This is a genomic window from Sphingomonas sp., from assembly GCF_032114135.1.
In the GTDB taxonomy this organism is placed as follows: Bacteria; Pseudomonadota; Alphaproteobacteria; order Sphingomonadales; family Sphingomonadaceae; genus Sphingomonas.
The window spans coordinates 1-21,465 of the sequence record NZ_DAMCTA010000006.1; the positions used below are offsets into that span (position 1 = coordinate 1).

General features: G+C 66.0%; 17 protein-coding genes. 4 read left to right on the forward strand and 13 right to left on the reverse strand.

What is annotated here, in order from left to right; translation table 11 throughout:
• The first annotated feature begins 1,145 nt into the window (after positions 1–1,145).
• A complete protein-coding gene (locus tag RT655_RS18505) occupies positions 1,146–3,788 on the forward strand; it encodes a TonB-dependent receptor (protein ID WP_313539813.1) in 2,643 nt (880 codons plus the stop codon).
• A 108-nt stretch (positions 3,789–3,896) separates the two neighbouring features.
• On the opposite strand, the gene RT655_RS18510 is transcribed toward RT655_RS18505, so the two are convergent.
• From RT655_RS18510 to RT655_RS18525, 4 genes are all read right to left on the reverse strand, one after another.
• Entirely contained in the window at positions 3,897–5,354 is a 1,458-nt protein-coding gene (locus RT655_RS18510) for an EAL domain-containing protein (RefSeq protein ID WP_313539816.1), read from the reverse strand.
• Positions 5,318–6,211 (reverse strand): CHASE4 domain-containing protein, encoded by an 894-nt coding sequence (locus RT655_RS18515; RefSeq protein WP_313539819.1) that lies wholly within the window; start codon positions 6,209–6,211, stop codon positions 5,318–5,320. The genes RT655_RS18510 and RT655_RS18515 overlap by 37 nt, the downstream gene beginning before the upstream one ends.
• 142 nt (positions 6,212–6,353) lie before the next feature.
• Positions 6,354–6,983 (reverse strand): class D sortase, encoded by a 630-nt coding sequence (locus tag RT655_RS18520; protein WP_313539822.1) that lies wholly within the window; start codon positions 6,981–6,983, stop codon positions 6,354–6,356.
• A gap of 11 nt (positions 6,984–6,994) precedes the next feature.
• Positions 6,995–9,118, reverse strand: a complete 2,124-nt coding sequence (locus RT655_RS18525) for a marine proteobacterial sortase target protein (protein WP_313539825.1) — start codon at positions 9,116–9,118, stop codon at positions 6,995–6,997.
• Between the two features lie 179 nt (positions 9,119–9,297).
• Here RT655_RS18525 and RT655_RS18530 point away from each other — a divergent pair, with 179 nt between their 5' ends.
• Positions 9,298–10,047 (forward strand): helix-turn-helix transcriptional regulator, encoded by a 750-nt coding sequence (locus RT655_RS18530; RefSeq protein ID WP_313539828.1) that lies wholly within the window; start codon positions 9,298–9,300, stop codon positions 10,045–10,047.
• Positions 10,048–10,136: 89 nt separating this feature from the next.
• Here RT655_RS18530 and RT655_RS18535 read toward each other — a convergent pair whose 3' ends face one another.
• Positions 10,137–10,550: a DUF3597 domain-containing protein gene (locus tag RT655_RS18535; RefSeq protein ID WP_313539831.1), complete on the reverse strand. Its 414-nt coding sequence runs from the start codon at positions 10,548–10,550 to the stop codon at positions 10,137–10,139.
• 132 nt (positions 10,551–10,682) lie between these two features.
• On the opposite strand from RT655_RS18535, the gene RT655_RS18540 reads away from it, so the two are divergent.
• A complete protein-coding gene (locus RT655_RS18540; RefSeq protein ID WP_313539834.1) occupies positions 10,683–11,267 on the forward strand; it encodes a DUF4142 domain-containing protein in 585 nt (194 codons plus the stop codon).
• Positions 11,268–11,313: 46 nt separating this feature from the next.
• Here RT655_RS18540 and RT655_RS18545 read toward each other — a convergent pair whose 3' ends face one another.
• Positions 11,314–11,775 (reverse strand): YrhA family protein, encoded by a 462-nt coding sequence (locus tag RT655_RS18545; RefSeq protein WP_313539837.1) that lies wholly within the window; start codon positions 11,773–11,775, stop codon positions 11,314–11,316.
• The gene (locus RT655_RS18550) at positions 11,772–13,133 is read right to left on the reverse strand and encodes a hypothetical protein (protein WP_313539839.1); all 1,362 of its coding nucleotides are present in this window, start codon (positions 13,131–13,133) and stop codon (positions 11,772–11,774) included. Before RT655_RS18550 ends, RT655_RS18545 begins: the two co-directional genes overlap by 4 nt.
• 261 nt (positions 13,134–13,394) lie before the next feature.
• Between RT655_RS18550 and RT655_RS18555 the strand changes: the two genes are divergently transcribed.
• A complete protein-coding gene (locus RT655_RS18555) occupies positions 13,395–14,270 on the forward strand; it encodes a hypothetical protein (RefSeq protein ID WP_313539842.1) in 876 nt (291 codons plus the stop codon).
• An 82-nt stretch (positions 14,271–14,352) separates the two neighbouring features.
• Here the strand turns inward: RT655_RS18555 and RT655_RS18560 are convergent, their stop codons facing one another.
• The 6 genes from RT655_RS18560 to RT655_RS18585 are packed head-to-tail and all read right to left on the reverse strand — an operon-like array spanning position 14,353 to position 21,295.
• The gene (locus RT655_RS18560; RefSeq protein WP_313539845.1) at positions 14,353–15,267 is read right to left on the reverse strand and encodes a glycosyltransferase; all 915 of its coding nucleotides are present in this window, start codon (positions 15,265–15,267) and stop codon (positions 14,353–14,355) included.
• Positions 15,264–16,163: a polysaccharide pyruvyl transferase family protein gene (locus RT655_RS18565; protein WP_313539848.1), complete on the reverse strand. Its 900-nt coding sequence runs from the start codon at positions 16,161–16,163 to the stop codon at positions 15,264–15,266. The genes RT655_RS18560 and RT655_RS18565 overlap by 4 nt, the downstream gene beginning before the upstream one ends.
• On the reverse strand, positions 16,160–17,233 hold the full coding sequence (locus RT655_RS18570) for a glycosyltransferase (RefSeq protein ID WP_313539851.1): 1,074 nt from the start codon (positions 17,231–17,233) through the stop codon (positions 16,160–16,162). Before RT655_RS18570 ends, RT655_RS18565 begins: the two co-directional genes overlap by 4 nt.
• Positions 17,230–18,156, reverse strand: a complete 927-nt coding sequence (locus tag RT655_RS18575; RefSeq protein ID WP_313539854.1) for a galactosyltransferase-related protein — start codon at positions 18,154–18,156, stop codon at positions 17,230–17,232. The genes RT655_RS18570 and RT655_RS18575 overlap by 4 nt, the downstream gene beginning before the upstream one ends.
• Positions 18,153–19,295: a glycosyltransferase gene (locus RT655_RS18580; RefSeq protein ID WP_313539856.1), complete on the reverse strand. Its 1,143-nt coding sequence runs from the start codon at positions 19,293–19,295 to the stop codon at positions 18,153–18,155. Before RT655_RS18580 ends, RT655_RS18575 begins: the two co-directional genes overlap by 4 nt.
• Positions 19,295–21,295 carry an HAD family hydrolase gene (locus RT655_RS18585; RefSeq protein ID WP_313540066.1) on the reverse strand — a complete coding sequence of 667 codons (2,001 nt, stop codon included), beginning with the start codon at positions 21,293–21,295 and terminating at the stop codon, positions 19,295–19,297. The genes RT655_RS18580 and RT655_RS18585 overlap by 1 nt, the downstream gene beginning before the upstream one ends.
• Between the last annotated feature and the right edge of the window lie 170 nt (positions 21,296–21,465).

A 21,465-nucleotide genomic window follows, 5' to 3' on the forward strand; every position in this document is an offset into this window, starting at 1 on the left:
CGTCAGGCTCATAACCTGAAGGCCGCAGGTTCAAATCCTGCCCCCGCAACCAATCCCCCAAGCAAGCCCCAACGCACCCGCGCTGGGGCTTGCTTGCGTTTGTACGCGCACCACCCGCTGGCGCACGCGATCCATGACATGCGGGCCGCGCCGGGTGCGCGCGAACCCGATCGTCGAGCCCTAAGTTCCGAACGCCTCCCTGCCGCCATGGCCATCACGACTCAGCGCGTGGAGCGGCAAACCGCAGGCATCAAGGCGGGCGGTTGCCGTGACAAGCCCGGCGGTATGCGTAAGGCGTCATTGCCGCCGGGGCGGATGTTGTCGACGTCGACAGGGGAGAGGGGCAACCGTCGGGCAGGATGGAAACGAAGATGACCCAGCGGGCCAGCAGAGTCTAACGCCGCGCGTGGGACGCGCGCCACTCAACCCCGATCCGAGAGCCGCTGCGCGGTCGAAACGGGGTTGCGGCCTGAGAAGCCTAACCAAGCCAAAATTTGCGGCTGGTCAGGTGCGGCGGCTGCCCCGCGGTGATCGCGGCGGCGGGTCCGGTTGCCCCACGCGCTGCCAGCTATACTATCTCGCGCCAGCCGGGCTCCGGCCGCCAGCGCTCAGTCGGGCGCGGCTGCCATCGGGGCGGCACAGGGCGACGATAAAATCATGCGGTTTTTGTAGGCGAGCAGGCTGTTCCACCCCGGAAATGGATGTTCGTTGATCTCTCGGGGGCGCGGCCGCGTTAGCGTGATGCCATATCAAGCGACGGTCTCCCTATCGCTCCGGCCCCTTCCTGATAGGCCGACACGTAGCGCATTGTGACTGCGGGGGGATGCGCGGTATCGGCACGAACTCCGAAGGACATGTCCAATTGCTGTCCAATCGTTCCCACCTCCGGATACGGCACCCTGGTGAAGTCGCTACGCGCAAGCTTACTAAATCCTCCTTCATAACCTGATTTCGAAGATAAAATTCGCTTTCTTCTATAAATGTCATCAATGGACAGCATTTGCCAGCGCAGGGGCATGGGTGCGGCTACGATACCAATTTGACTAATTGGTATGTTACCTATACGCATTGGCCTGTTCACGGGATCAGAAGGTTTTCCGGAACGGCAAAAAACCAGAACGACGTATTTAAGGGAGGATGCTGCTTTGAAAGCATTGCTTATGGCGGGAGCCAGTCTGTTCGCCGCGTTGCCGACGGCGGTCATGGCGCAGGCGCAGGGGGTCGACAGCGGCACGGGCGATACCGAGATCGTCGTCACCGGATACCGTGCATCGCTTGCCGCCGCGATCCGGGCCAAGCGTGAGGCGGACGCGATCGTCGATTCCGTATCCGCGGAGGATGTGGGCAAGTTTCCCAACACCAACGTCGCCGAAGCGCTTACCCTCGTACCGGGGGTTACCGTCGACCGGCAATTCGGCCAGGGCGAAAAGGTCTCGATCCTCGGCACCGATCCGTCGCTGAACCGGACGCTGCTCAATGGTCAGACGGTAGCGTCGGCCGACTGGTTCATCCTCGATACGCCCGGCCGCACCTTCAATTATGCGCTGCTCGCGCCGCAACTGGTCGACCGCGTCGACGTCTACAAGTCGCCCGAAGCGCGGATCGACGAGGGTTCGATCGGCGGTACGGTGAACGTGCTGACCCGTACGCCCCTCGCGTTGAGATCGCTCTCGGTGGCCGGGTCGCTCGGCTATTTGTACAATGACCGCTCCAAGAAAGGAGATTTTCAAGGTTCGGCGTTCATCAGCTGGAGAAATGATGCGCAAACCTTCGGTATCCTCGCGTCGTTTCAGCGCGCCAAGGACCGGCTGCGTCGCGACGGCGTGGAAAGCTATGGCACCATCCGGGCCAGCCAGTGGGCCGGCGGCAATGCCGATAATCCGGTGGATTCGCGCAGGGTGGGCTGCACGGGTAGCTGTGCCAGCACGCTGACGGGCAATCTCGACGCGGTAAGCCCGAACGCGTTCGGCACCTCTTATTTCGAGCAAGGTCGTGAGCGGCTTTCCTATTCGGCCACGGCGCAGTGGCGCCCCTCAGAAGCGTTCGAGCTGCAAGTCGACTGGCTCAAGATCGACGCGACCTATGACAATCTGAACCAGTCGATGTACGCCTTCCAAGGCAATACCTGGAACAGCCTCGACAAGCTCACCGATCTGACCGTCCGAAACGGGATCGTCACCAAGGCAAGCTTCACCAACGCGCTGAGCGTGCTAGATGTGCAGTATCGCGAAGCCGAGATGCATTCCGATACGTACCGGGCCAGCGCCAAATGGCACAGCGGCGCGCTCACCTTGGCGCTGCAGGGCGGCATGTCGGATGCCGATGGCGGAACGAAGCGGCAGGTGTTCCTCGAGTTTCTGAACAGCGCCAGCTACACCGTCGATATCTCGGGAGCGCCCAAGGCTCCGGGAAGCCTCAGCTACACCAGCAACGTGCAGGGGGCGCCGGGCAGCTTCGTCACCGATCCGGGCTGGAGCGGCAACACCGTCGCCAAGCCGACGACGGACAAGGAGCGCTATGGCCAGATCGACGGCGATATCGACTTCGGCGGGCCCATCAAGAAGCTGCTGTTCGGCTACAAATATCGGCGCCACGAAACCGCGCAGCGATATGCGGGTATCGCGCTCTCTGGGCTCTCGGTCCCCGCATCGCAATTCGGCCCAAGCGTGGCGCCCGGCAATTACCTGGCAGGCTTCCAGGTCAACGATCAGATGGCTCGTCGGTTCGTGATCAGCGGGCCGTCGATGGTTTCGTTCCTCGAAGGGCGAACCCTGCCGGCGCCCTCGATCTTCGCCGCGGCCGAATTCACCGCCGGCAATTGGGAGGTCGATGAGGACATCCATGCCCTTTACGGGCAAGCGAATTTCGAGGTGGCAGGGCTGCGCGGCAATTTCGGCGTTCGCTATGTCCACACCCGCACCGCCAGCCAAGGCTATGTCTGTGCCTCGGGCACGCCGTGCAATTCTGCACCGGACTGGCGTTGGGAGACGACGAAGAGCAGCTATGACAATGTGCTGCCCAGCGTGAACGTCATCGCGGATGTCCGCAAGGATCTCGTCTTCCGCTTTGCGGCGGCGCAAGTCGTGGCGCGACCGAACTATGCCGACCTCACCAACTATTTCTGGCTGTCGGACGGCATTCTTACCGGCGGCGGGGGCAATCCGAACCTGAAGCCCTACAAGTCCAACAACGTCAACGCGTCGCTGGAATGGTATTTCGCGCCGCGCTCGATCTTGTCGGCGGAAGTATTTTACAAGGATATCAGCAATTACATCCTGAACCAGACGGCACCGGAGCGGTATTTCAACCAGTCGCAGGGGCGGGTGACGACCTACCAGATCAGCCGACCGTTCAACGCCGGGTCGGCGGAGGTGAAGGGAATCGCCATTGCCTATCAGCAGGAGCTTCCGTACGGCTTCGGGTTGCTGGCAAACTATACCTATTCGGATGGGTCCGGCCGCGCCGGGGCCGATCTGCCATTCAACTCGCGCCACCAGGTAAGCCTGAGCCCATTTTGGGAGCGGGGGCCGGTGAGCCTGCGCGGCACGTACACCTGGCGGTCGAAATATTTCACGGGAGTCGATCGTGGCGACAACATGTATGTGCGCGGCGTGGCCAATGTCGATGCTTCGCTGACGTACAAGCTGATCTCGAACGTCAGCGTCACCGCATCGGCGATGAACCTCACCGACGCCGAATACTATGCTTATGCGAACACTCCCGCATTGCCACGCGGCGTGTATCGCAGCGGACGGAAGTTGCTGCTGTCGCTCAACCTCAATCTATGAACGAGGCGCGGCGTCGAGACCTGCTCTCGACGCCGCGTCGGCCAGACTTATGCTGAGCCGGGAGGCCGCTTGCGCCGCCTTTCGCCTAGAGCAGTCGAAGGGCCGATGTCAGCTAGCCTGCCGGTTGATGGCCCTGTCGCCGCCCACGGTTGCGAGTGTGGCCGATAGCTCGCTTTCGCGTAGCGCCTTGGAAAAGAGATAGCCTTGCAGCTCGTTGCACCCAACGGTCCGTAGCAGCGAACCCTGCTCGCTCGTCTCCACGCCTTCGGCAGTGACCGACAGGTTCATAGCATGGCCCAGTGCGATGACCGCCTGCACGATCGCGATCGCCTCCTGGTCGCGACCAACCCGCTTGATGAAACTCTTGTCGATCTTGATTCGGTCCACCTTGAACTGCTTGAGGTAGCTGAGACTCGAATAGCCGGTGCCGAAATCGTCCAAGGCAATCCGAAAACCCGCGGCGCGAAGGTCGTGCAGGGCGGAGCGTACGTCTTGGCCATCATCGAGAAGGATGCCCTCGGTAACCTCGAGTTCGATATGCCGCGGATCCACGCCGCACCGCTGCACGACGGATCGGACGAGTGAAGCAAAACCCTCCGCCTTGAACTGGACGGGGGACACGTTCACCGCCATCATGAGACCCTGCCATTTCTTCGAGACGCGGCACGCTTCCTTCAGCACCCAGGTTCCCAATGCGTGGATCAGGCCTGCTTCCTCGGCGATCGGGATGAAGAGATCAGGCGTCAGCAGCCCCTTTACCGGGTGGTCCCAGCGGACGAGCGCTTCCAGGCCTACCACCGTCTCGCCGCTTGCATCCATTTTCGGCTGATAGGCGACGAACAGCTCCTGCCCCGATGCAAGCGCCTTTCGCAGATCCTCTTCCAATTCCCGCCGATTGGCGAGGCTTTCGTCCATTTCCACGGTAAAGAAGCGATAGCCGTCACGACCGCTCGATTTGACGCAATACATCGCGATGTCTGCCTTGCGCAGCAGCTCGGTCCGATCGGTGCTACGGGGGGCGCCCACCGCGATACCGATGCTGCCGCCGATCAGCACTTCAGATCCCAGGATCGGAAAGGGCTTGCGCAACGACGCGAGACAGGCTTCGGCGAGAGTGCAGAGCGTTTCCTCATCCAGCCCCTCGGTAAGGCAGATGGCGAACTCGTCCCCGCCGAGCCGAGCCAGCAGCGCACCCTGGGGCAGATGCGCCGAAACGCGCGTTGCGACACTTTGGATGAGCTGGTCACCGGCAAGATGCCCCAGCGTGTCGTTGACGTCCTTGAACTTGTCCAGGTCGATCAGCAAGACGGCCACAGCCCCCTGCGTCAGGTTGGCGGCAGCCCCGTCGACGAAGCGGTTGAACGCGGCCCGGTTTGGCAACGAGGTGAGCACGTCATGGTTGGCCAGATACTGCGCGCGTGCCTCCTTCGCCTGCAGTTCGACCCGCGCGGCCTCCAATGCCTGGATGGAGCGGGCATCGCGGAACATCAATCGTCCGACGACGAAGACGAGCACTGCCAGCAGCGCGATCAGCGCCGCCGCCGCCCCTCCGCCGCGGCGTGCCACGGACCGGAGGATGTCGCGCCCCGGCATGTCTGGTCGCCAGCTGAGATAACCAAGCAGCGCGCCTTGCGACGAATGAAGGGGGATGCTGTACATCCCGGCATTCGCTGCGCCGGGGCGAGCAATATGCGCGGGTCGCGGATGCCGCGGATGCGGCTGAGGTCTTCCATCATCTTGCCATTGAGGAAGCGGATGCTGACGAGCATCGGCTGGCGCCCGTGCGGTCCGACGGCGAATTCGGAGTCGGGAATCATGCGCATCACACTGGCAGCCGCCGCGTGCCCCGACACCTGCACGAGATCGGTCGCATGGATGGCGGCGGGGGACGTTCGCACCGTGCTGCCTTGCGCCGGTGTCCGGCCCGGCAGCCGCTCATGCGTGTTCGGCATCCGCCGCACCGAGCCTCGCGCTGCCTGGATCAGCGGCAGGATCGCAGGCCGAACGCTGACGAAAATGGCGGGCGAGACACGCTGGCCGTTCCGCATGGCGTAAACCGGCCCATCGGCGCCATCGATGATGATGTCCAAGTCGTGGTTGAAGACATAGTTGAGCCAGGTGCCCACATTCTGGTCCAGCCAAGTGGCATCGGGCTTTGGCTTGCGTACTTCCGCATAGGCCGGGTCCCAGATCGCCACGCCCGCCTGGCTCTGCGCAAGGTCGTCGAGCACGGCGCCCAGGGCGAGGTGGACGTCGTTCGCCTGGCGCGCGCGGATCGACTCATCGACCTGACGCGCCGTTGCCCACAGGCTCCACGTGGCGAACAGGACGAGCGCCGCCGCAAGACAGATCGCAGGAGCCGCCACGAAGACGGTAAACCGCGGAACCGGGCTGAAACGAAGAAAACCTGAACGGTACGACATGAATCTGCACAAGCCTGGAAAACGCGGCGCAAGCCGGCCGGTCTGCATCGTTCAAGACGCATGCAAATTGCTTAGCTTGCGCTTCAATGTAGAACCAAAACCTTGTTTTTGCGTGAACTCCCGCGGCACGGGAGAATATGGCCTAGCGCCGCTCGGCCCAGGCTACGCGACGCAAGGGGCCACCATATTCGGTGCTGCCGAACGGATAGCATGTCGTCAGCGCGAGACGGGGATGGGCGGGGTGGAGCGGATAGGAGAACCGGTCCCACCGCACCGTTTCAAACCCCGTGATCCGATAGCGCTCGACGACGCCGTTGACGAATTCCAGGCGGACGTCATCCCCCTCGCGCAAATCGCGGATGAACAGGAAGTGTGTGTCGCGATGCGCTGCCAATATGGTGACCGGACTGGCATCGTCCCCCTGCTTGATCATCGTCGGCCCCTCGGCAAGCTGCTCGTGCGTGCCGTTGCCGGCGAGAACGATGTCCCGCACGCCGAGCCGATCGACGGAAATGCGCGCGATGGGGCCCCCGATGGGCAAGGTCGCCACGCCCCCGACCCCGGTTCGCGCAGCCGTTCGTGGAGACCGCCCCGGCGCAACGGAAGGAGCATTGGAGGCGACGCGGGGCCGGGCGAGCGAAGCTGCATCCCGTCGCTGCTCGAACACCCTTTGCAACCGGTGTTGCGCGGCGGCGGCACTGATCGGCACCGCGACGCCCTCGGCCAGGCTGAGTGCGCCGCCAAGGCACAGGACGAGAGCGGTGGCGCGCATCGCAAGCCGCCTCACTTGCCCGCCCCCACGCGACCACCGCGGCGGCCGGCGACGAGTGCGGAAACACCCAGGGCCAGCATCACCAGCCCCCGCCAGACCGCGCCAAGATAGCCCGTTGCGGTTTGCGGCAAGTCCATCTGCTGTTCCGGCTCGGGAAGTCCTGCCGACGGAAGCGCGGCCGGCGCGTCGTGGCCGAGCAGCGCATCGAAATCCCAGCCCTTGGGCAGCAGCAGCGGCAGGTCTTCGCTGCTGAGCCGCGCACCCTCCGGTCGCGCCGGGGTTTCATCGACGGCGACGAGGCTGGTCTGCGTGGTCACCAGATCATAGGCGAGGCCGAATTGCGCGATCTTCTCGTCGGCGGCGGCGCCCTCGATCTGCCCCGACCAGCGCTGCGCCTCCACATCGGCAATGCTGCGGCCCGCCCAAAGCCGAGCGACCGCCGGGCTATCGGTGGCATGGCGGAGGTCGACGCGCTGACTCCAGCGCATATCGCCGATCATCCCGCTGACCACGAGCACGCCCGTGCGCGCGCTGCCCCTGCCCAGCAGGACCAGCGGCTCGCCGGCATAAAGGTCCGGCAAATCATGCGGCGTGAGATCGAGTGCCGATCCTTCCACGCGCACCGCGATGTCGTGCATCGCGGGCATCTTGAGCCGGTCCAGCAGCGCTGTCATCTTTGTCAGGACTTCGCCGCCTTCGCCGATATTGGTATAGGTGCCGCGCCCCGCCTCGGCCATGCGGCGCATCAGGTAATTGTTGGGCGCGGAGCCGATCCCGACCATGAACACCCGGCTGCGGCCGCCATGCGCCGCGATTTCCGCCATCATGTCCTTTTCGTCCGAAAGGTCACCGTCGGTCAGGAACACGATCTGGCGCACGCCCTTGCCCGTTGGCTGCGCGTCGGCCAGCGCGGCCTTGAGCGCGGGCAGCATCTCGGTGCCGCCGGCAGCCTGCAGCGCGGCGGTGAACGTGCGCGCAAGCTCGACCTGTTCTGCACTGGCGTGGGTGGGCTGGTCGAACAACTGGGTCATCGTGTTGTCGAAGCGGATCACGTTGAACGTGTCTTCGGGGCGCAGCGTGCCGAGCGCGTGAAGCAAGCTCTGCTTGGCCGCGTCCATCGAGCTGCCGCTCATCGAACCGCTATTGTCGATCACGAAGATCATCTCGCGTGGGGCCGTCTTGCCGGGTTCCACCCGGGTCTGCGGCGTGATCGTCGCCATCACATAGTGCTGGCCCGCGCGTTCCTGGTGGAACAGGCTGAGCACGGGATCGGCACTGGCCGAGCGCCAGCGCAGTTCGAAGTCGCGGTCCGCCGGTTCGTCACCCCTCGCCAGCGTGATCGTTCGCTCTGCTGGCCCCGCATCCACCACGTTGATCCGGTGATAGGGGCTGATGATATTCGCCGGAACGAACCCGGGGGCCAAGTGGATGGTGATCGACACCGGATTCAGCGGGACGCCCGGTGCAGCCAGCGGCGCGGTGACGCGCGCCGCATCGGCGATCCCCGCGCTGCTCGTCAGACTGCGCGGCGGCACATAGCGTGGGCCGACCACCAGCGGCAGGCGCATCGCATATTCGCCGCCGAGCTGCCGAACCGGCGCCTGATATTCGATCGAGACCAGCACCGTCTCGCCGGGGCCGACATTGGCGACGTTGGTTCGAAAGAGGTTCGGACGATCCGCTTCGACCAGGCCGCTGCGCTGACCCTGCGCCTTGGCACGCTCATACAGGTCGCGGGCTTCGGCGCGTCGCTTGATGTGGCCGACAATGACGCGCTGCCCGACGACCATCTTCAGTGTGTCCACCGCGCCGTCGTCGGGCAGGGGATAGAGATAGGTCGCCTCCATCCAGCCTTTGCTGGTGTTGCGGAATGCCTGAGTCATCCGCACCCGCATGACCGGGCCGTTCACGACCACGTCGATATCGGTGCCGAGCCGCACGGCCGGCAGGGCCGCGGGGGTGCCGTCGGCGCCGCCCCGTGTCTGGAGAAGCAGCGCACCGCCGGCGGCGGGGTCCTCGGCAGCGTGCGCCTGTGCTGCCATCAGGCTGCCCAACACCATGCCGACCAGGCCAATGGCGCCAAGGGCCTGGTGGTACCGCGCGTCTGCGGAAATCCGCGGGTTCGAATATGACATGCTAGGCTCCCTTCTGTCTGGAGCCTCGCTGGTAGCCACCTGCCATGGCGGACCGACACGCGAAAGGTCTGCCACTATCGGCCGCACGCTGGCTGACCTTGACGGCTTTGTCGGACTTCCCGCCGCGCTCTTGACGGAATGTGCGGATTTGTGTGGGGTTGTCCGGCAGGAGGGCAGCGATGCGTGACGAAGAGCCGCTGGGCCGCGGCGAGAATGATCAGATAGCGGGGCGGCTTCGGGAGGAACTGGCGCGGCGGCGCATCTCGCGCCAAGCCCTTGCCGACATGGCCCGGATCAGCCTCTCCACATTGGAGAAGGCGCTCTCCGGCAGCCGACCGTTCTCGCTGGCGACCGTGGTGCGCATCGAGGACGTGCTTGCGACAACGCTGCGCTCCGCCACCGCGGCTCCGGCGGCACCGGACGCGCTGCTCGCCCCGACACATATGGGATCCTACAGCCGCCCGGCGGTGCGCTGGATCGAAGGCGCCTATCTCACCTTGCGTCCGGCGTTCAGCCGGCCAGGGGAGATCTATGCCTATTGTACCGAGATTTTCTGGAACGGCGCAGGCGCGCACCTCAGCTTCACGGAAAGCGAGCGGACCGACCAAAGCTTCACCCAGGCGGGCTATGTCTCGATGCCCAACCTCTCCGGCCACACATATCTGGTGACCAGCGAGGAGGGGCAGTACCGCCTGGTCATGCTGGGTCGCGGGACGCGCGAGCGGCGGATGTTCGGCCTGCTCTCGACGTTGCAGGCCGGGCCGGGCTCGCAGTTGTTGCCAGTCGCCAGTCCGATCGCGCTCGTCCCGCTCGACCAGATCGAAAACCCGATTTTCGGTGTCGTCGCAGCGGGGGAGGATTGTTTCGCGCAGTATCGAGGGATTCTCGATCACGCGCTTGGAAGCGATTTCTGCCGCTGGCACGCTTGAGCCGCTAGGCAGGGGGCATCAAGCCCGCCAACTAACGAATAAGAAAGCGACAGGAAGCGCGGAGGCACACGCGCCTCCGCGCGCACCGTTCAGGCGTTCCGGAGACTGTCCGGCACGATGCCGCCATTTTCTGCCAGCTTGGCCATCACCGCCTTGTGCAGCGCGATGTTCTGTTCCGCGCTGCCGTCCTCGCCGGCGTGGACGTTCAGTTCCTGCGCCAGTTCCTTGCGCGCGGTCAGGCTCGAGTCCAGATCCAGAAGCTTGAGCAGATCCACGATCGACTGCTGATAGTTGCCGCCCCCGTTTTTCATCGAGGCCATCTCGGAAAGCACGGCACCAACGTCGACAGGTGTGCTTGATTCCGGCGCTGGAGCGGGTACCGGGGCAGTGGCGGCGGGGGCCTGGGCAGCAGGCGTACTCGGTGCCGCCTGGTTGGACGGTGCGGGGGCCTCATTTTGTTTGTGGCCGAAGATCCGATCCCGAATACTGCTGAAAATGCTCATGCTTGTCTCCTAACGGCGCCTATGCACCCACGCGCACAACGCGCTGGCCGTCCGGGAGTTCTGCGGAACGGCACGTTCTTGGCCGCGTTCCCTTCCCTGCCTGCACCCTCGGGCTGGATATGGGAGAGAAGAATGCACGCTGTTCGCTGGACGATGCTGGGCATCGCGGCAGTCGCACTGGCCGGCTGTGGATCGAAGACGGAAACCCATACGTCAGATACGGTGGGCACCACCGGCAATGCCGATACGAGCGTGGCAGCGCCCGACGGCAGCGTCGCTACGCGAGCCTCGGCGGGCAAATCCTTTGCTGACGCCGCTGCGGCCAGCGACGCGTTCGAGGTCGCAAGCTCTCGTCTTGCGCAGCAGCAGGCAGGCGGCGCCGCAATCAAGAAATTTGCCGACGCCATGATCAAGGCGCACACCGAATCGACGACCAAGCTGAAGACGGCGGCTGCCGCTGCAAGCCCGGCGATCACGCCGGACGCCACGCTGACCGCGGCGCAGCAGCAAAAGCTGGACGCGCTCAAGGCGCTGAACGGCGCGGCCTTCGACACCACGTATGCTTCGGCGCAGGTGGAGGCGCATCAGCAGACGCTCGACGCGCTCAAGGCCAATGCGTCCAATCCGGCAGTGAACCAGCCGCTGCGCGATTTCGCGACCCAGCTGATCCCGACCGTAACCGCGCACCTGAACATGGCCAAGTCGCTGGCGAAGTAAACGATCGGGGGCGGCATGCGCATGCCGCCCCCGATATGCCTGCAGCTTAAAGTCGCTGTTCCAGGATTGCGTCGATCGCGGCACCGACGCTGGCGAAACGCGCGTTGACGTCGCTCGAAACCTTGTCGCGCAACACCGGGTCTGTCCCGTCCAAGCCGACGGTGAACAGGTCCATGTCGGTTTCGCCCAGGACCAGATACTGCTCGTGCCCGGGGCCTTTCCGCCACGCGGCGTTGGCGGCGACCAGACCCTGCCAGAAACCATTGGCGCCCGGCGCCGTCTCGCTCTGCGTCGCGCCATACAACACTACCCCGTTGTAATCGAGGCCGTTGCTGAGCGCGAGAAAGCGCGCGAAATCGGGCGGCAGTGCCGCGCCGAAACGTGCTGTCACTTCGGCGCGAACCTGCTCGACCTGCTCGGGCGTCGCCGCACCCTGTTGCGCCTCCCCATATCGGACCTGATCCGCCGACACCTGATCGATCACCGCCTGCATCTCGTGGATCCTCACTCGCCAGAGGGATAGATTGTACCGCGCGGCACCGGGAAGTCGACCTGCCGGCTTCCGCCCACCGGAAGGTCGCCGACCAGTTGGCGCTGCGCGTTGGTGAGTGCGGTATGATAGGGACTGTTTTGAATGAGAACGAGATTCTCGACCGCATTGGTGCCGCCATCGTCGAGCGGAAGCTTGTGATGGACTTGCCAGCCCTGCGGAATCTTGCCGTCGGCCAGCCGCGCGATGGCGCCATCGTCCAGTCCGGCGCGGCGCACAGCTGCGATGCCATCCGGCGTGGCGACCAGTCCGCGTGCGAAATCTGCGCGCGCACCATTGTCGAACGCGCTCCGCAGCGCGGTATATTCGGCGCGATCGCGCTTGACGTAGGTGACGGACAGCGCATCGACATTGGGCAGGTCGATCGGCGTGCCGCCAACCGTCCCCCGATAGGTCGTCGCGGGCGGCTCGGCCGATCGCGCGGCCGGGGCGAAGAATTCGTCGAGCTGCCCTTTCATGCGCTCGACGGATTCGCGTGCGGTCGAAGGCAGCGCGTCGAGGGCACCCTGAGGGAGTTTGCCCACGGCGTCGTGAATGGTGCGCAGCGCCGGTTCGATGCTCCCGCGCAGGGCCGGATTATGGGCGATTGCGGCAACGCCATCTGCGACCGTCTGGGCCCATTTGCCGATCTTGCCCGCCTTCGCCAGATCACCCAAGCCTGGCACGATCGCTATGGCGGAGATTCCCGCATTCGCGATGTGGCCGCCTGCGCCCGACCAATCGCCGGCAAACAGCGACCCAATTGAGCGGCCGACCGACACGACGGCATTGGCGCCATCGGAGATCGGGGTAGGATCGACGATGCCGGTCAGATCGAGCGCCATCTGCCCGAGATCGAGACCGAGTTGCACCGGGTCCGGTCCGGCAGCGGGGGCCGCCGAGGTCGCACCATAGAGTTGCCGCTCGATTTCGGCCTTGATCGCGGCCGGATCGATGGTGCCGAGCGAGGCAGCGGTCGCGTCCCAGCTCTCGCGGTACGGCGAGCCTTTTGGCTGGCGTCCCCAGTCGCCGATAGCCGGCGCGGTGGGATCGCCGATGGCATAGGCCTGGCCGTTCACCGTCTGGATATTGGCATCCAGGCGCGCGGCGAACTGCCCTCGCTCGACCGGATTCAGCGCCGTCTCGATCCCTTGAGCGAGGGCTGCACGCGCGCTCGCCGACAGGCCGAGCGCACGCACCGCATCGGCGAGGCCCCGTGTATCATAGCCATGGGGTCCACGATGCTCGGCAAGCAGCGCCTGCGCCGTTTGGGGGGGAGGGGAATGGCGTGCGGAGGACGTACTGCTCCACGTCGCGTCGTTGCGATCAACCAGCATGGGGGGATCCTCGTCTGCCAACTCGATGCGCGAGGTAGAGCGGACCCCCAAACTGCTGACAATCAACGAATCGATTACTCCAAGTCTGGCTGGTGCCGACCGACGCCCCGGGCGATCGGCGCACGACGCGGGCCGAGAGGGAGCTGGCGGTGCGGCTCCCCCGAACTTCGGATGGTCAGCTGTGTGCGTGAGACGCCATCATTGCCTGTTCGCCGGGAAAACGGTTTATTTCGGCGCTGTTTCGCCCCGGGAGAATCGGTCATGCGCGGTCTCGCTTACCTCCTGCCGCTTCTACTGGCCGGCGCCGCGCCTGCGGGGCCGGTCGCCGTTCCGCTGGACGCGTTCCAGACCTGGGGCATTCGCCCTGCAGTGCCCGTGTCCTTCGTCGCGGGCGGAGTGACGGTCGAAGTTGCGGCGACGCCATGCCAGGTGCCGGGACAGAATGAGGGATGCACTTCCGAAGGCGTGAGCAACCAGGCGGTCATCTCCGTCACGCAGCCAGGCTTGCCTACCTTCCGCATGACCAGCAACGCACAGGCTTCGTTCGTGCGCGTTGCCGTCCTGCGCCTCGGTCCCGGCGGCGGACGGGCGGGGATCGTGGTCGATAATCAATGGGGCGGATCCGGCGGCTTCACCGCCGTGACCGTGATCGAACCGGTGGCTGGCGGCTTTCGCGCGGTGCCGCTGACATATCATGGCGGCACAGAGCTGGTTGGCGAGGTGCGGATGGTCTCCCGGCATCTGCTGCGAGACGGTCGACCCGCGTTCCTGCTGGAGACGTTCGGGTTCCACTTTACCGGAGAATGCAACGCCTGCACCCGCGGCGTACCGCTCGTACTGACCGTCCGCGATGGCCGGAGCGAGGATATTTCCGGCGACCCCGCATTGCGGCCGCTGTTCGCGCGCGATCTGCCTGCGCATCGCCGCATCTGCCTTTCAACGACCGGGGAGCGCAACGGCCATTGTGCCGCCTTCGTGGCGGACGCCGCTCGACTGGGACAGGTCGCCACCGCATGGCGGCTGATGCTAGCCCATTACCGCCCCGACGCGACCGCCTTCCCGGCCGCGCTGCGATCCCTTCTCGTCTCGGAGGGCTACATCACGCCTGCCGAGGCGCGCCAATTGCAATCGCAATAGCGGCTGCCGCCGCAATGTGCATTCCTCGGTACCGATGCCGGGGCGGGCGCGTTGCCATCGCCGCCCTCGGCGTCTGCCGGTTTCATGACCGCTGCGAGCGGCCTTGGATCTGGTGCCGTGCGAAGGCCAGGGCTCCCCTGAGCTTGTGCTTGAGCCGAAAGCAATAGAAGTGCCGAACACCGCGATGCGCAGTCACCGGCCTTCGTATGTCCCGCGCCAGATCCGCGATGTCGGTGGCCAACGCGGCAAGGGTCCGTCGGTCGGTTAAATGCTTGGCATAAAGCGCACCATCGCCATAGCTGTAGCCGGCCAGCAGGCGGGTTTCCTCCGCGATGGTGCGGCGGCCATGATGGTGATCGACCACGAACCGCGGATCATAGCGCAGCGTGATGCCCTGTCCCGAGGCGCGGTACAGGAAGTCGGTGTCTTCCGCCGCGACGAACGGTGCCCCGGCCCCGAACCGCTCATCAAAGCTGCCGATCCTGTTCAGCACACAGCGCGTGAACGCGAGATTTGCCCCCATCACGAAGCCACCCGGGAAGGCAAGGGGATCCGCCTCCATCGGGTGATCCTCGAGCTTGATCGTGACGGGCAGATCGGCCGGGTTGCCGAGCAGGATGCGTCCGCCGATGATAACCGGCGCGCTGGCTTCGGTGAAAGCCTGGAATAGCGCATCGAAATAATCGTCATGGAGAACGCAATCGTCGTCGGTCATCGCGATGATCGCGCCGTGCACCGCGGCGAGACCACGATTGCGTGCGCGCGCGAGCCCGGGAAATTCCTCCCGGAGGATGCGGGTCGGAAAGGGCTGCGCCGCACACCAGGCGGCGAGGAGGGACGGGGTCGCATCCGACGAGCCATTATCGACGATCACCACCTCGATCGACGGGTTCGGACGGGATGCGGCCGCGCGTTCGATCGAGGTCAGCAGGCCAGGCAGCGCCTGGGCACGGTTCCGCGTGCATACCAGGAGGCTGATTGCGATGGACTGGCTCATGTGCCCGCTGCCGCTTTCTCGTCCGCAATCTGCACGAGGGGAGACGTTGCGGTCCAGGCGCGGATATAGGCGCCCAGCTTGCCATAGCTGTTGTCGAAGACGCGGTGCGGGATGCCGAGCAGGGTCGCGAGGATATGGCCGTGCAGGCGATCGGTTGCGACGCTGGTACCGCGCGACAGCAGCTGGAGGCCGCGCGCGACGCGGGCGCGGGCCTGTGCGTCGCGCGTCGCGATGTCCGTACCCGCCGGCAAATCGGCATCGTCCTCCAGCCAGTCGACGACGGTCGCTCCCGAAATCGATGCGTCGAGCGTCGTGCTGCGTTCAAGATCGGTTCGCATCAGCGCAAGTGTGTGGGTGTCGGCCACCCCGCGTGGCTGCGGGCCCAAGGCGAAGGCCGAATCCGGTGTCAACTGGGCGGGGCAGGCGAAGTGCGCTGCTGCCACCGCGAGGCTCTCGCGGTCGCGCACATGGAGCGTGAAGTCTGGATGTCCTGCGACGATGTCGGCGAAGCGCGTCAGCGCATGATCGTCGCGGAAATGGATCGACTGTGGCAACTGCACCACGGGGCGATCGCATATCGTACCGAGCATCGTCTCGCGGAAATGCTGGTGATGCGGCCAGAGATCACCGAGATTTCCGCCCCCGTGCAGGAACAACGTGCCGATTGGGCAGGCCTGCCGAAACGCCGCCGGATCGAAGTCGTGCCAGGTTGAGATATAGTCGGGGCCGCGGCCAGTGATCGCGCGCAATAGCTCGCATTCGCCCAGCCAGATCGCGCTGTCGCCGACATTGGCGTGATCGGGGAAGTCGACCAGCGCATAAGCGTCGCCGGGACCGACATGGGCGCGATAGCGGTGTTCCAGCACCACCCGCTGTGCCGTGACGACGTCGGTCATGCCGCGTGCAGCACCGCGCTGCCCTGCACCTCGGCATAGAGGCCTTCGCAGCGCGCGAGCCAACGCTCGTGCGTGAAAAGCCGGAGTACGCGGTCGCGCGCCGTCGTCCGCGGGATGGTCAACGCCGTATCGATCGCGATCGCGAGCCCTTCGACGTCGCCGCACGCCGCAAACGCCCCGGCGTCGCCCACGACCTCGCGCGCGGCACCCATCTCGAACGCCGCGACCGGCAGCCCGCACGACATCGCCTCCACCGCGACCAGTCCGAAGGGTTCGTCCCAGCAGGGGGTAAAGACGAAGACGGAGGCGCGGCCGAGTTCTGCGGCCAGTGCGGCGCCCTCCAGATGGCCGCCATAGCGCACGTGTTCACCGATCAGCGGGGCGACCTCCGCTGCCCAATAGTCCGGATCCTCGATCGCACCGAACAGCGTCAGCGGGACGCCAGCGCGGATTGCTGCCTGCGCCGCCAGATGCGTCCCCTTGTTGGGCGTGATCCGGCCGCACCAGATGGCGCTGCCGTCGCCGCGCGCCACGAAAGGCCACCGCCCAGGATCGATGCCGTTGTGGAGTACCGATGCCTCGGGTGGCGCGCCCTGTGGCCACCATGCCGCGAGCTGCCGCGCCGACGTGACGGTCAGCCGGTGCTGCGGGGCGGGGCTCGCCGCCACGAACCAGTGCAGCGCGTCATAGGGCGGCACGTGCAGCGAGGTAACCGTCGGCGTGGCGGTGGTGCGCCGCGCCTCCAGCGGGAAGCGATGCAGGCTGTTGTTGTGCACCACGTCAAACCCGCCGGCCGCGATGCGATCACACGCCGCCGCATAACCTGCATCGAGATGCGCGATCAGCGGCGCGGAGCCGCGATGTTCGGCCCATGGGAAGGTGCGTTCATAATGTTCGGCGAGCACCGGATCGATCGTGAAGCGCGGGTCGCTGTCGCCCGAGGCAAACAGCACGACCTCGTGGCCGCGCGCCCGGAGGCCGGAGGCAAGGTACCAGCAATGCGACTCCATGCCGCCGGCGAAGGGCTCGGCGATGCGCTGGCGGACATGGGCGAGAATCGCAATCCTCATGCGGCGACGGTACCGGGAGCCTGCGTGGCGTTCGCCTCCAGAAAACGGATCACCTGGGCGGTATTGGCATAGGGCTGGTGGCTCTGCTGCCCGGTGAGCGCGAGGTCCGCCTCGGCAGGGCGTCGCAGGATGCGGATCGGACGGCCGGCGGTGTCGTCGACGAGCCCCATCAGCCGGAATGCGTGCAGCCAATGCCCCATCGTGCGATAGCCCCATTTGCGCTCGAACAGCTCGGCATTGCGCACGACGCTGTCGATATGATGCACCGGCGGCATGTGGTGCGGGTGATATTGGTGATAGGCGAGGCCGCCCTTGATCCACGCGATCGGGATGCCGGCCTGATTCAGCGTCTTGCCGAAATCGGTATCTTCGCCGCCATAGCCGACATAGCGCTCGTCGAAGCCACCGGTGGCGAGGAAGGTCGCGCGGCGCATTGCAAAGTTGAGCGACCAGAAGCAGCGATAGTCGGCGCAGACCTCGAGTCCCTGGGGGGGCGGCCCGCGGCGGTCCGAATGCCGCTGGGCAACCGACGCGAACGCCTCGTACGACCAGTCGCCAGCGGTGGCCCCGCCCGGCAGATACATTACCTCGCCCATCAACAACCCGTCGAACGCTTCGGCGAAGCGCGCATAGTCGGCCAGCAGTTCGGGGGCGGGGATGCAGTCGATGTCGAGGAACACCAGCGTGTCTCCCTGCGCCGCTTGCGCTGCCGCATTGCGCGCGGCGGCGAGCGGCAGCGTTTGCGCTACGATCCGCATCTGGCGGATCGGGAAGGGCGCATCGGGGAGATCATACAACGCGTCCTGCATCACCGCGACGATGAGCTCGGCAGGCGGCAAGGTCTGGCGCGACAGCCCGCGCACGACGTTCACAAGGTGTTCGGCGCGGCCCTTGGCGAGGGTGACGACGGAAATCTGCGTCATAGCGTTCGTGTTTCCATGCTGGAGGCGGGAAGAGCAGGGCAGGCTGGCGCCCAAAGCCGATCGGCGAGGACTTCCAACCACAGGGCAGCCTTGTCGGCGGGCGTGTCCTCGATCATCGCGCGCTGCCGGATGGGCGCGTGCGCGGCCAGGGTCTCGGCGATCGCGGCGGTCCAGTCCTGTGCGGAGGAGGGCAGGTGCGGGCGAACGGTGGCGACGCCGGCCGCGGCCAGCGCGTCCGCCTTGCGGTGCTGCTCGTCGAAATAGCGCCATTCGGGCACCGCCAGCCAAGGGCGCGCCGCAGCGAGGATCTGCTGGCAGGTGGTATTGCCGGTCGAGGCGATGACCAGGTCGGCGGCCGCAATATGGTCGGCGGCATTGTCGACCCACCCGCGATGTTCGATATTGGCAGGTTCGGTGGCATGCCATTCGCGCTGAACCGCGCCGATCGTGATCCAGCGTGCCGAGGGGCGGGCACGCGCGCCCACGCCGAGCGGCGCCTGGGCGAACCCGCCGCCGCCGCCGCCGGAAAGAACGAGGATCATCTCCTCTTCGGGCGCGACACCGATCCGCTGGCGCGCGACTTCGCGCTCGGGCACGCGGGTATCCACGCCGAGGCCGCCCGCGAAGCAGGTGCGGCTGCGCATCCCCGCGTCCCACTCCGGTTGCGCGAGATCGGCGTGGAAGGGCGCCAGCAGGCCCGCGGCACCGTCATAGGCAGATTGGTGCCCCGGATCGGTGCGGTTGCCGTGCTGCAGCACCTTCACGTGCGGGACCGAGCAGATACGGGCCAGCTGTGCGATCTCGGCCGAGACATCGCAGATCATCAGCGCGGGATCGGCGGCATCGAACCATCCGCTGATCGTTGCCATCGCCGTGCGGATGCCGGGCCAGCCCAGCGGGGCGCAATGCAGCGTCTGCGGCGTGGGCACCCAGTCCATCGATCCCTGTTCGGCACCGCTGGGCTCGAACAGCGACGGGATGCGGCGGATGTCTACGTTTGGCGGCAGCGCCGGGAAAATGTCGTCGCGGGCGCAGAACAGCGTCAGCGGTCGGTCGACCGGAAGTGCATGGGCAATTGCCGCGCAGCGCTCGGCATGGCCACGGCCCTGGTGATGGACGAAATAGCCGAAGGGACGCATCAGGCCGCCACCGCGATCGACGCTGCGGGCATCGCCAGCCCCAGCTGCGCCAATCCCTCCAGCACCCCGTTTGCGTGGGCGGCGGCAACGCGGTGCAGACCGGCGCGTGCGGGTAGATCCGCCAGTTCGTCGGCAGCATTGCCGACGACGATCGCATGGCCGCAGGCGGTAAGCATGTCGAGATCGTTGCCGCTGTCGCCGGCGGCCACGACCTGCGCCAGCGACCAGCCCGATCGCGCCGCATAGGCGGCGATCGCGCTCGCCTTGCCGCCGAGGGGCGCGACGACATCGATGAGATGGCCATGCGAGAAGATTACTCGTGCGTCGAGGCCGGCTGCGGCGAGCGCGCCGCGGATCGCGTCCGCATCGACGGAGTCACCGAAGAAACTCAGCTTGTGCGGACCCGCGGTGTCCTCGGGCTGCGGCGGGATGCCGAGCGACGCGAGCGTTCGTGCCACCGCGTGCCGATCCCAGCCCGCATCCAGGCTTCGCGCAAAATGGGGGCACTCACGCCACTGGCCGTCCGTGCCCGCGAGCATCAACCTTGTCCCGACATCGACGATCATAGCATCCGGCAGCGGGAGTTCCCAACGGGCCAGGATTTGCCGCGCCGCGTCGAACCCGCGCCCCGTGGCGACAATGAAGGGAAGCGTCCCGCCAGCGTGCCACGCCGCGAACGCCGCCGCACCCTCGACGCAGCCCGTCAGCGTATTGTCGATGTCGCACGCCAGGAGCCGCGGGCGGGCAAGGTTGCGATAGACGCGCAGCGAAGCGGCGGCATAGGCGTCCCAACGATAGCGCTCCACCCCGACGCGTCCTGCGGCGGAGAGCATGGCATGTCGCGCGGGGTCGACGAGAATTTCGGCGATGGCGGCGCCGATGGCGCTGGTATCGCGGGGATCGACCAGCACCCCGTGGCCGATGTCGGCGATGATCTCGGCCGGACCGCCGTTTCGCGTCGCGACCACCGGAACGCCGGCGTCGGCGGCTTCCAGCAACGTCAGGCCGAAAGGCTCGTGCAGCGCCGGATTGACGAACACACCACCGTCCGCGGCGCGCGCGTAGAGCGCCGCGACATCGGCCCCGTCATGGCGGGGGGGCAGCGCGACGCGACCGGCAAGCGCGGGGGTCGCGGCCAAAGCGAGCAGCTCGTCGAGAACCGCGCGCTCCTCTTCTGCCGCGAGCGCGTGCTGGCCAGCTAGCACGACCAGGTTGGCGCGGGCTTGAAGCGTCGGCGACTCGGCATAGGCGCGCACCAGCGCCGCGAGGTTTTTCTTGGCGACGGGACGTGCCACCGCGAGGATGATCGGGCGTGAGGGATCGGTCAGCCATGTACCCAACCGCTCGACCAGCGTTTCGCGGCCTGCCTCTGCGGCGTGGCCGGGAACGCCGGGTGCGATGCAATGGGCCCGCGCGTCCATCGCAACGTCATAGCCGCCGATCTGCCGCAACTTCTCTTCCTGTGTGGACACAATCACTGCCCCGGCGGCTTCGAGGGCGCTGCGCTCTGCCGCGATGCGGGCTTCGAGACCTTCGCACAGGATGCCCTGTCTGCGCTTGTCGATGCCGAGGGCGTGCGGCGTGTAGACGAAAGGGATGCCGAAGCGGCGCTCGACCGCGATCGCCACGGCGGCGGCGTCGGCAAAATGCGCATGCAGGACGTCGGGCCGCCGGGGCAGCCGATCCAGATGGTTGCAGAATGCCTCGATGAAGGCGGGCAGGTCTGCCGCAAGCGCTTCCTTTTCCAGATAGGCCGTGCAGCCGGTTGCGATACGCTCGATCACCAGTCGCGGCGCCACCGCCTCGCGCGGTACCGCATAACAATCCTCGATCCGCGCGTCGCGGAAGGCGCGCGTCACGATCGACACCTGATCGACGCCGGGTTGCCTGGCCTGATGTCGTGCCGCTTCGAGAATATACGCGATATGCCCCCCGGTATCGGCAGTCAGCCCGTAGGCGACCGGCGGGGCTTTGAGACAACCGCCGAGTGCGATGTGCATGATGAACAAGAAGCGCCCCTTTCGTTAAGGAAGGGGAACGCCGTGTGTGGGGCTTCGATCCTTGTTAGTTTCGACGGCTAAACGCTTTTCCCCAAGAGACGTGTCTCCGCGCGGCCGAGCAATCGTGCGCGCTGACGATGCGCGGTACGTCGCACGACGCTTCGAGCGCC

Coding starts and splice junctions, on each gene's coding strand:
- RT655_RS18515 (WP_313539819.1), bottom strand. CDS start 6,211: ATGTCGTACCGTTCAGGTTTTCTTCGTTTCAGCCCGGTTCCGCGGTTT.
- RT655_RS18520 (WP_313539822.1), bottom strand. CDS start 6,983: ATGCGCGCCACCGCTCTCGTCCTGTGCCTTGGCGGCGCACTCAGCCTG.
- RT655_RS18525 (WP_313539825.1), bottom strand. CDS start 9,118: ATGTCATATTCGAACCCGCGGATTTCCGCAGACGCGCGGTACCACCAG.
- RT655_RS18530 (WP_313539828.1), top strand. CDS start 9,298: ATGCGTGACGAAGAGCCGCTGGGCCGCGGCGAGAATGATCAGATAGCG.
- RT655_RS18535 (WP_313539831.1), bottom strand. CDS start 10,550: ATGAGCATTTTCAGCAGTATTCGGGATCGGATCTTCGGCCACAAACAA.
- RT655_RS18540 (WP_313539834.1), top strand. CDS start 10,683: ATGCACGCTGTTCGCTGGACGATGCTGGGCATCGCGGCAGTCGCACTG.
- RT655_RS18550 (WP_313539839.1), bottom strand. CDS start 13,133: ATGCTGGTTGATCGCAACGACGCGACGTGGAGCAGTACGTCCTCCGCA.
- RT655_RS18555 (WP_313539842.1), top strand. CDS start 13,395: ATGCGCGGTCTCGCTTACCTCCTGCCGCTTCTACTGGCCGGCGCCGCG.
- RT655_RS18560 (WP_313539845.1), bottom strand. CDS start 15,267: ATGAGCCAGTCCATCGCAATCAGCCTCCTGGTATGCACGCGGAACCGT.
- RT655_RS18565 (WP_313539848.1), bottom strand. CDS start 16,163: ATGACCGACGTCGTCACGGCACAGCGGGTGGTGCTGGAACACCGCTAT.
- RT655_RS18570 (WP_313539851.1), bottom strand. CDS start 17,233: ATGAGGATTGCGATTCTCGCCCATGTCCGCCAGCGCATCGCCGAGCCC.
- RT655_RS18575 (WP_313539854.1), bottom strand. CDS start 18,156: ATGACGCAGATTTCCGTCGTCACCCTCGCCAAGGGCCGCGCCGAACAC.
- RT655_RS18580 (WP_313539856.1), bottom strand. CDS start 19,295: ATGCGTCCCTTCGGCTATTTCGTCCATCACCAGGGCCGTGGCCATGCC.
- RT655_RS18585 (WP_313540066.1), bottom strand. CDS start 21,295: ATGCACATCGCACTCGGCGGTTGTCTCAAAGCCCCGCCGGTCGCCTAC.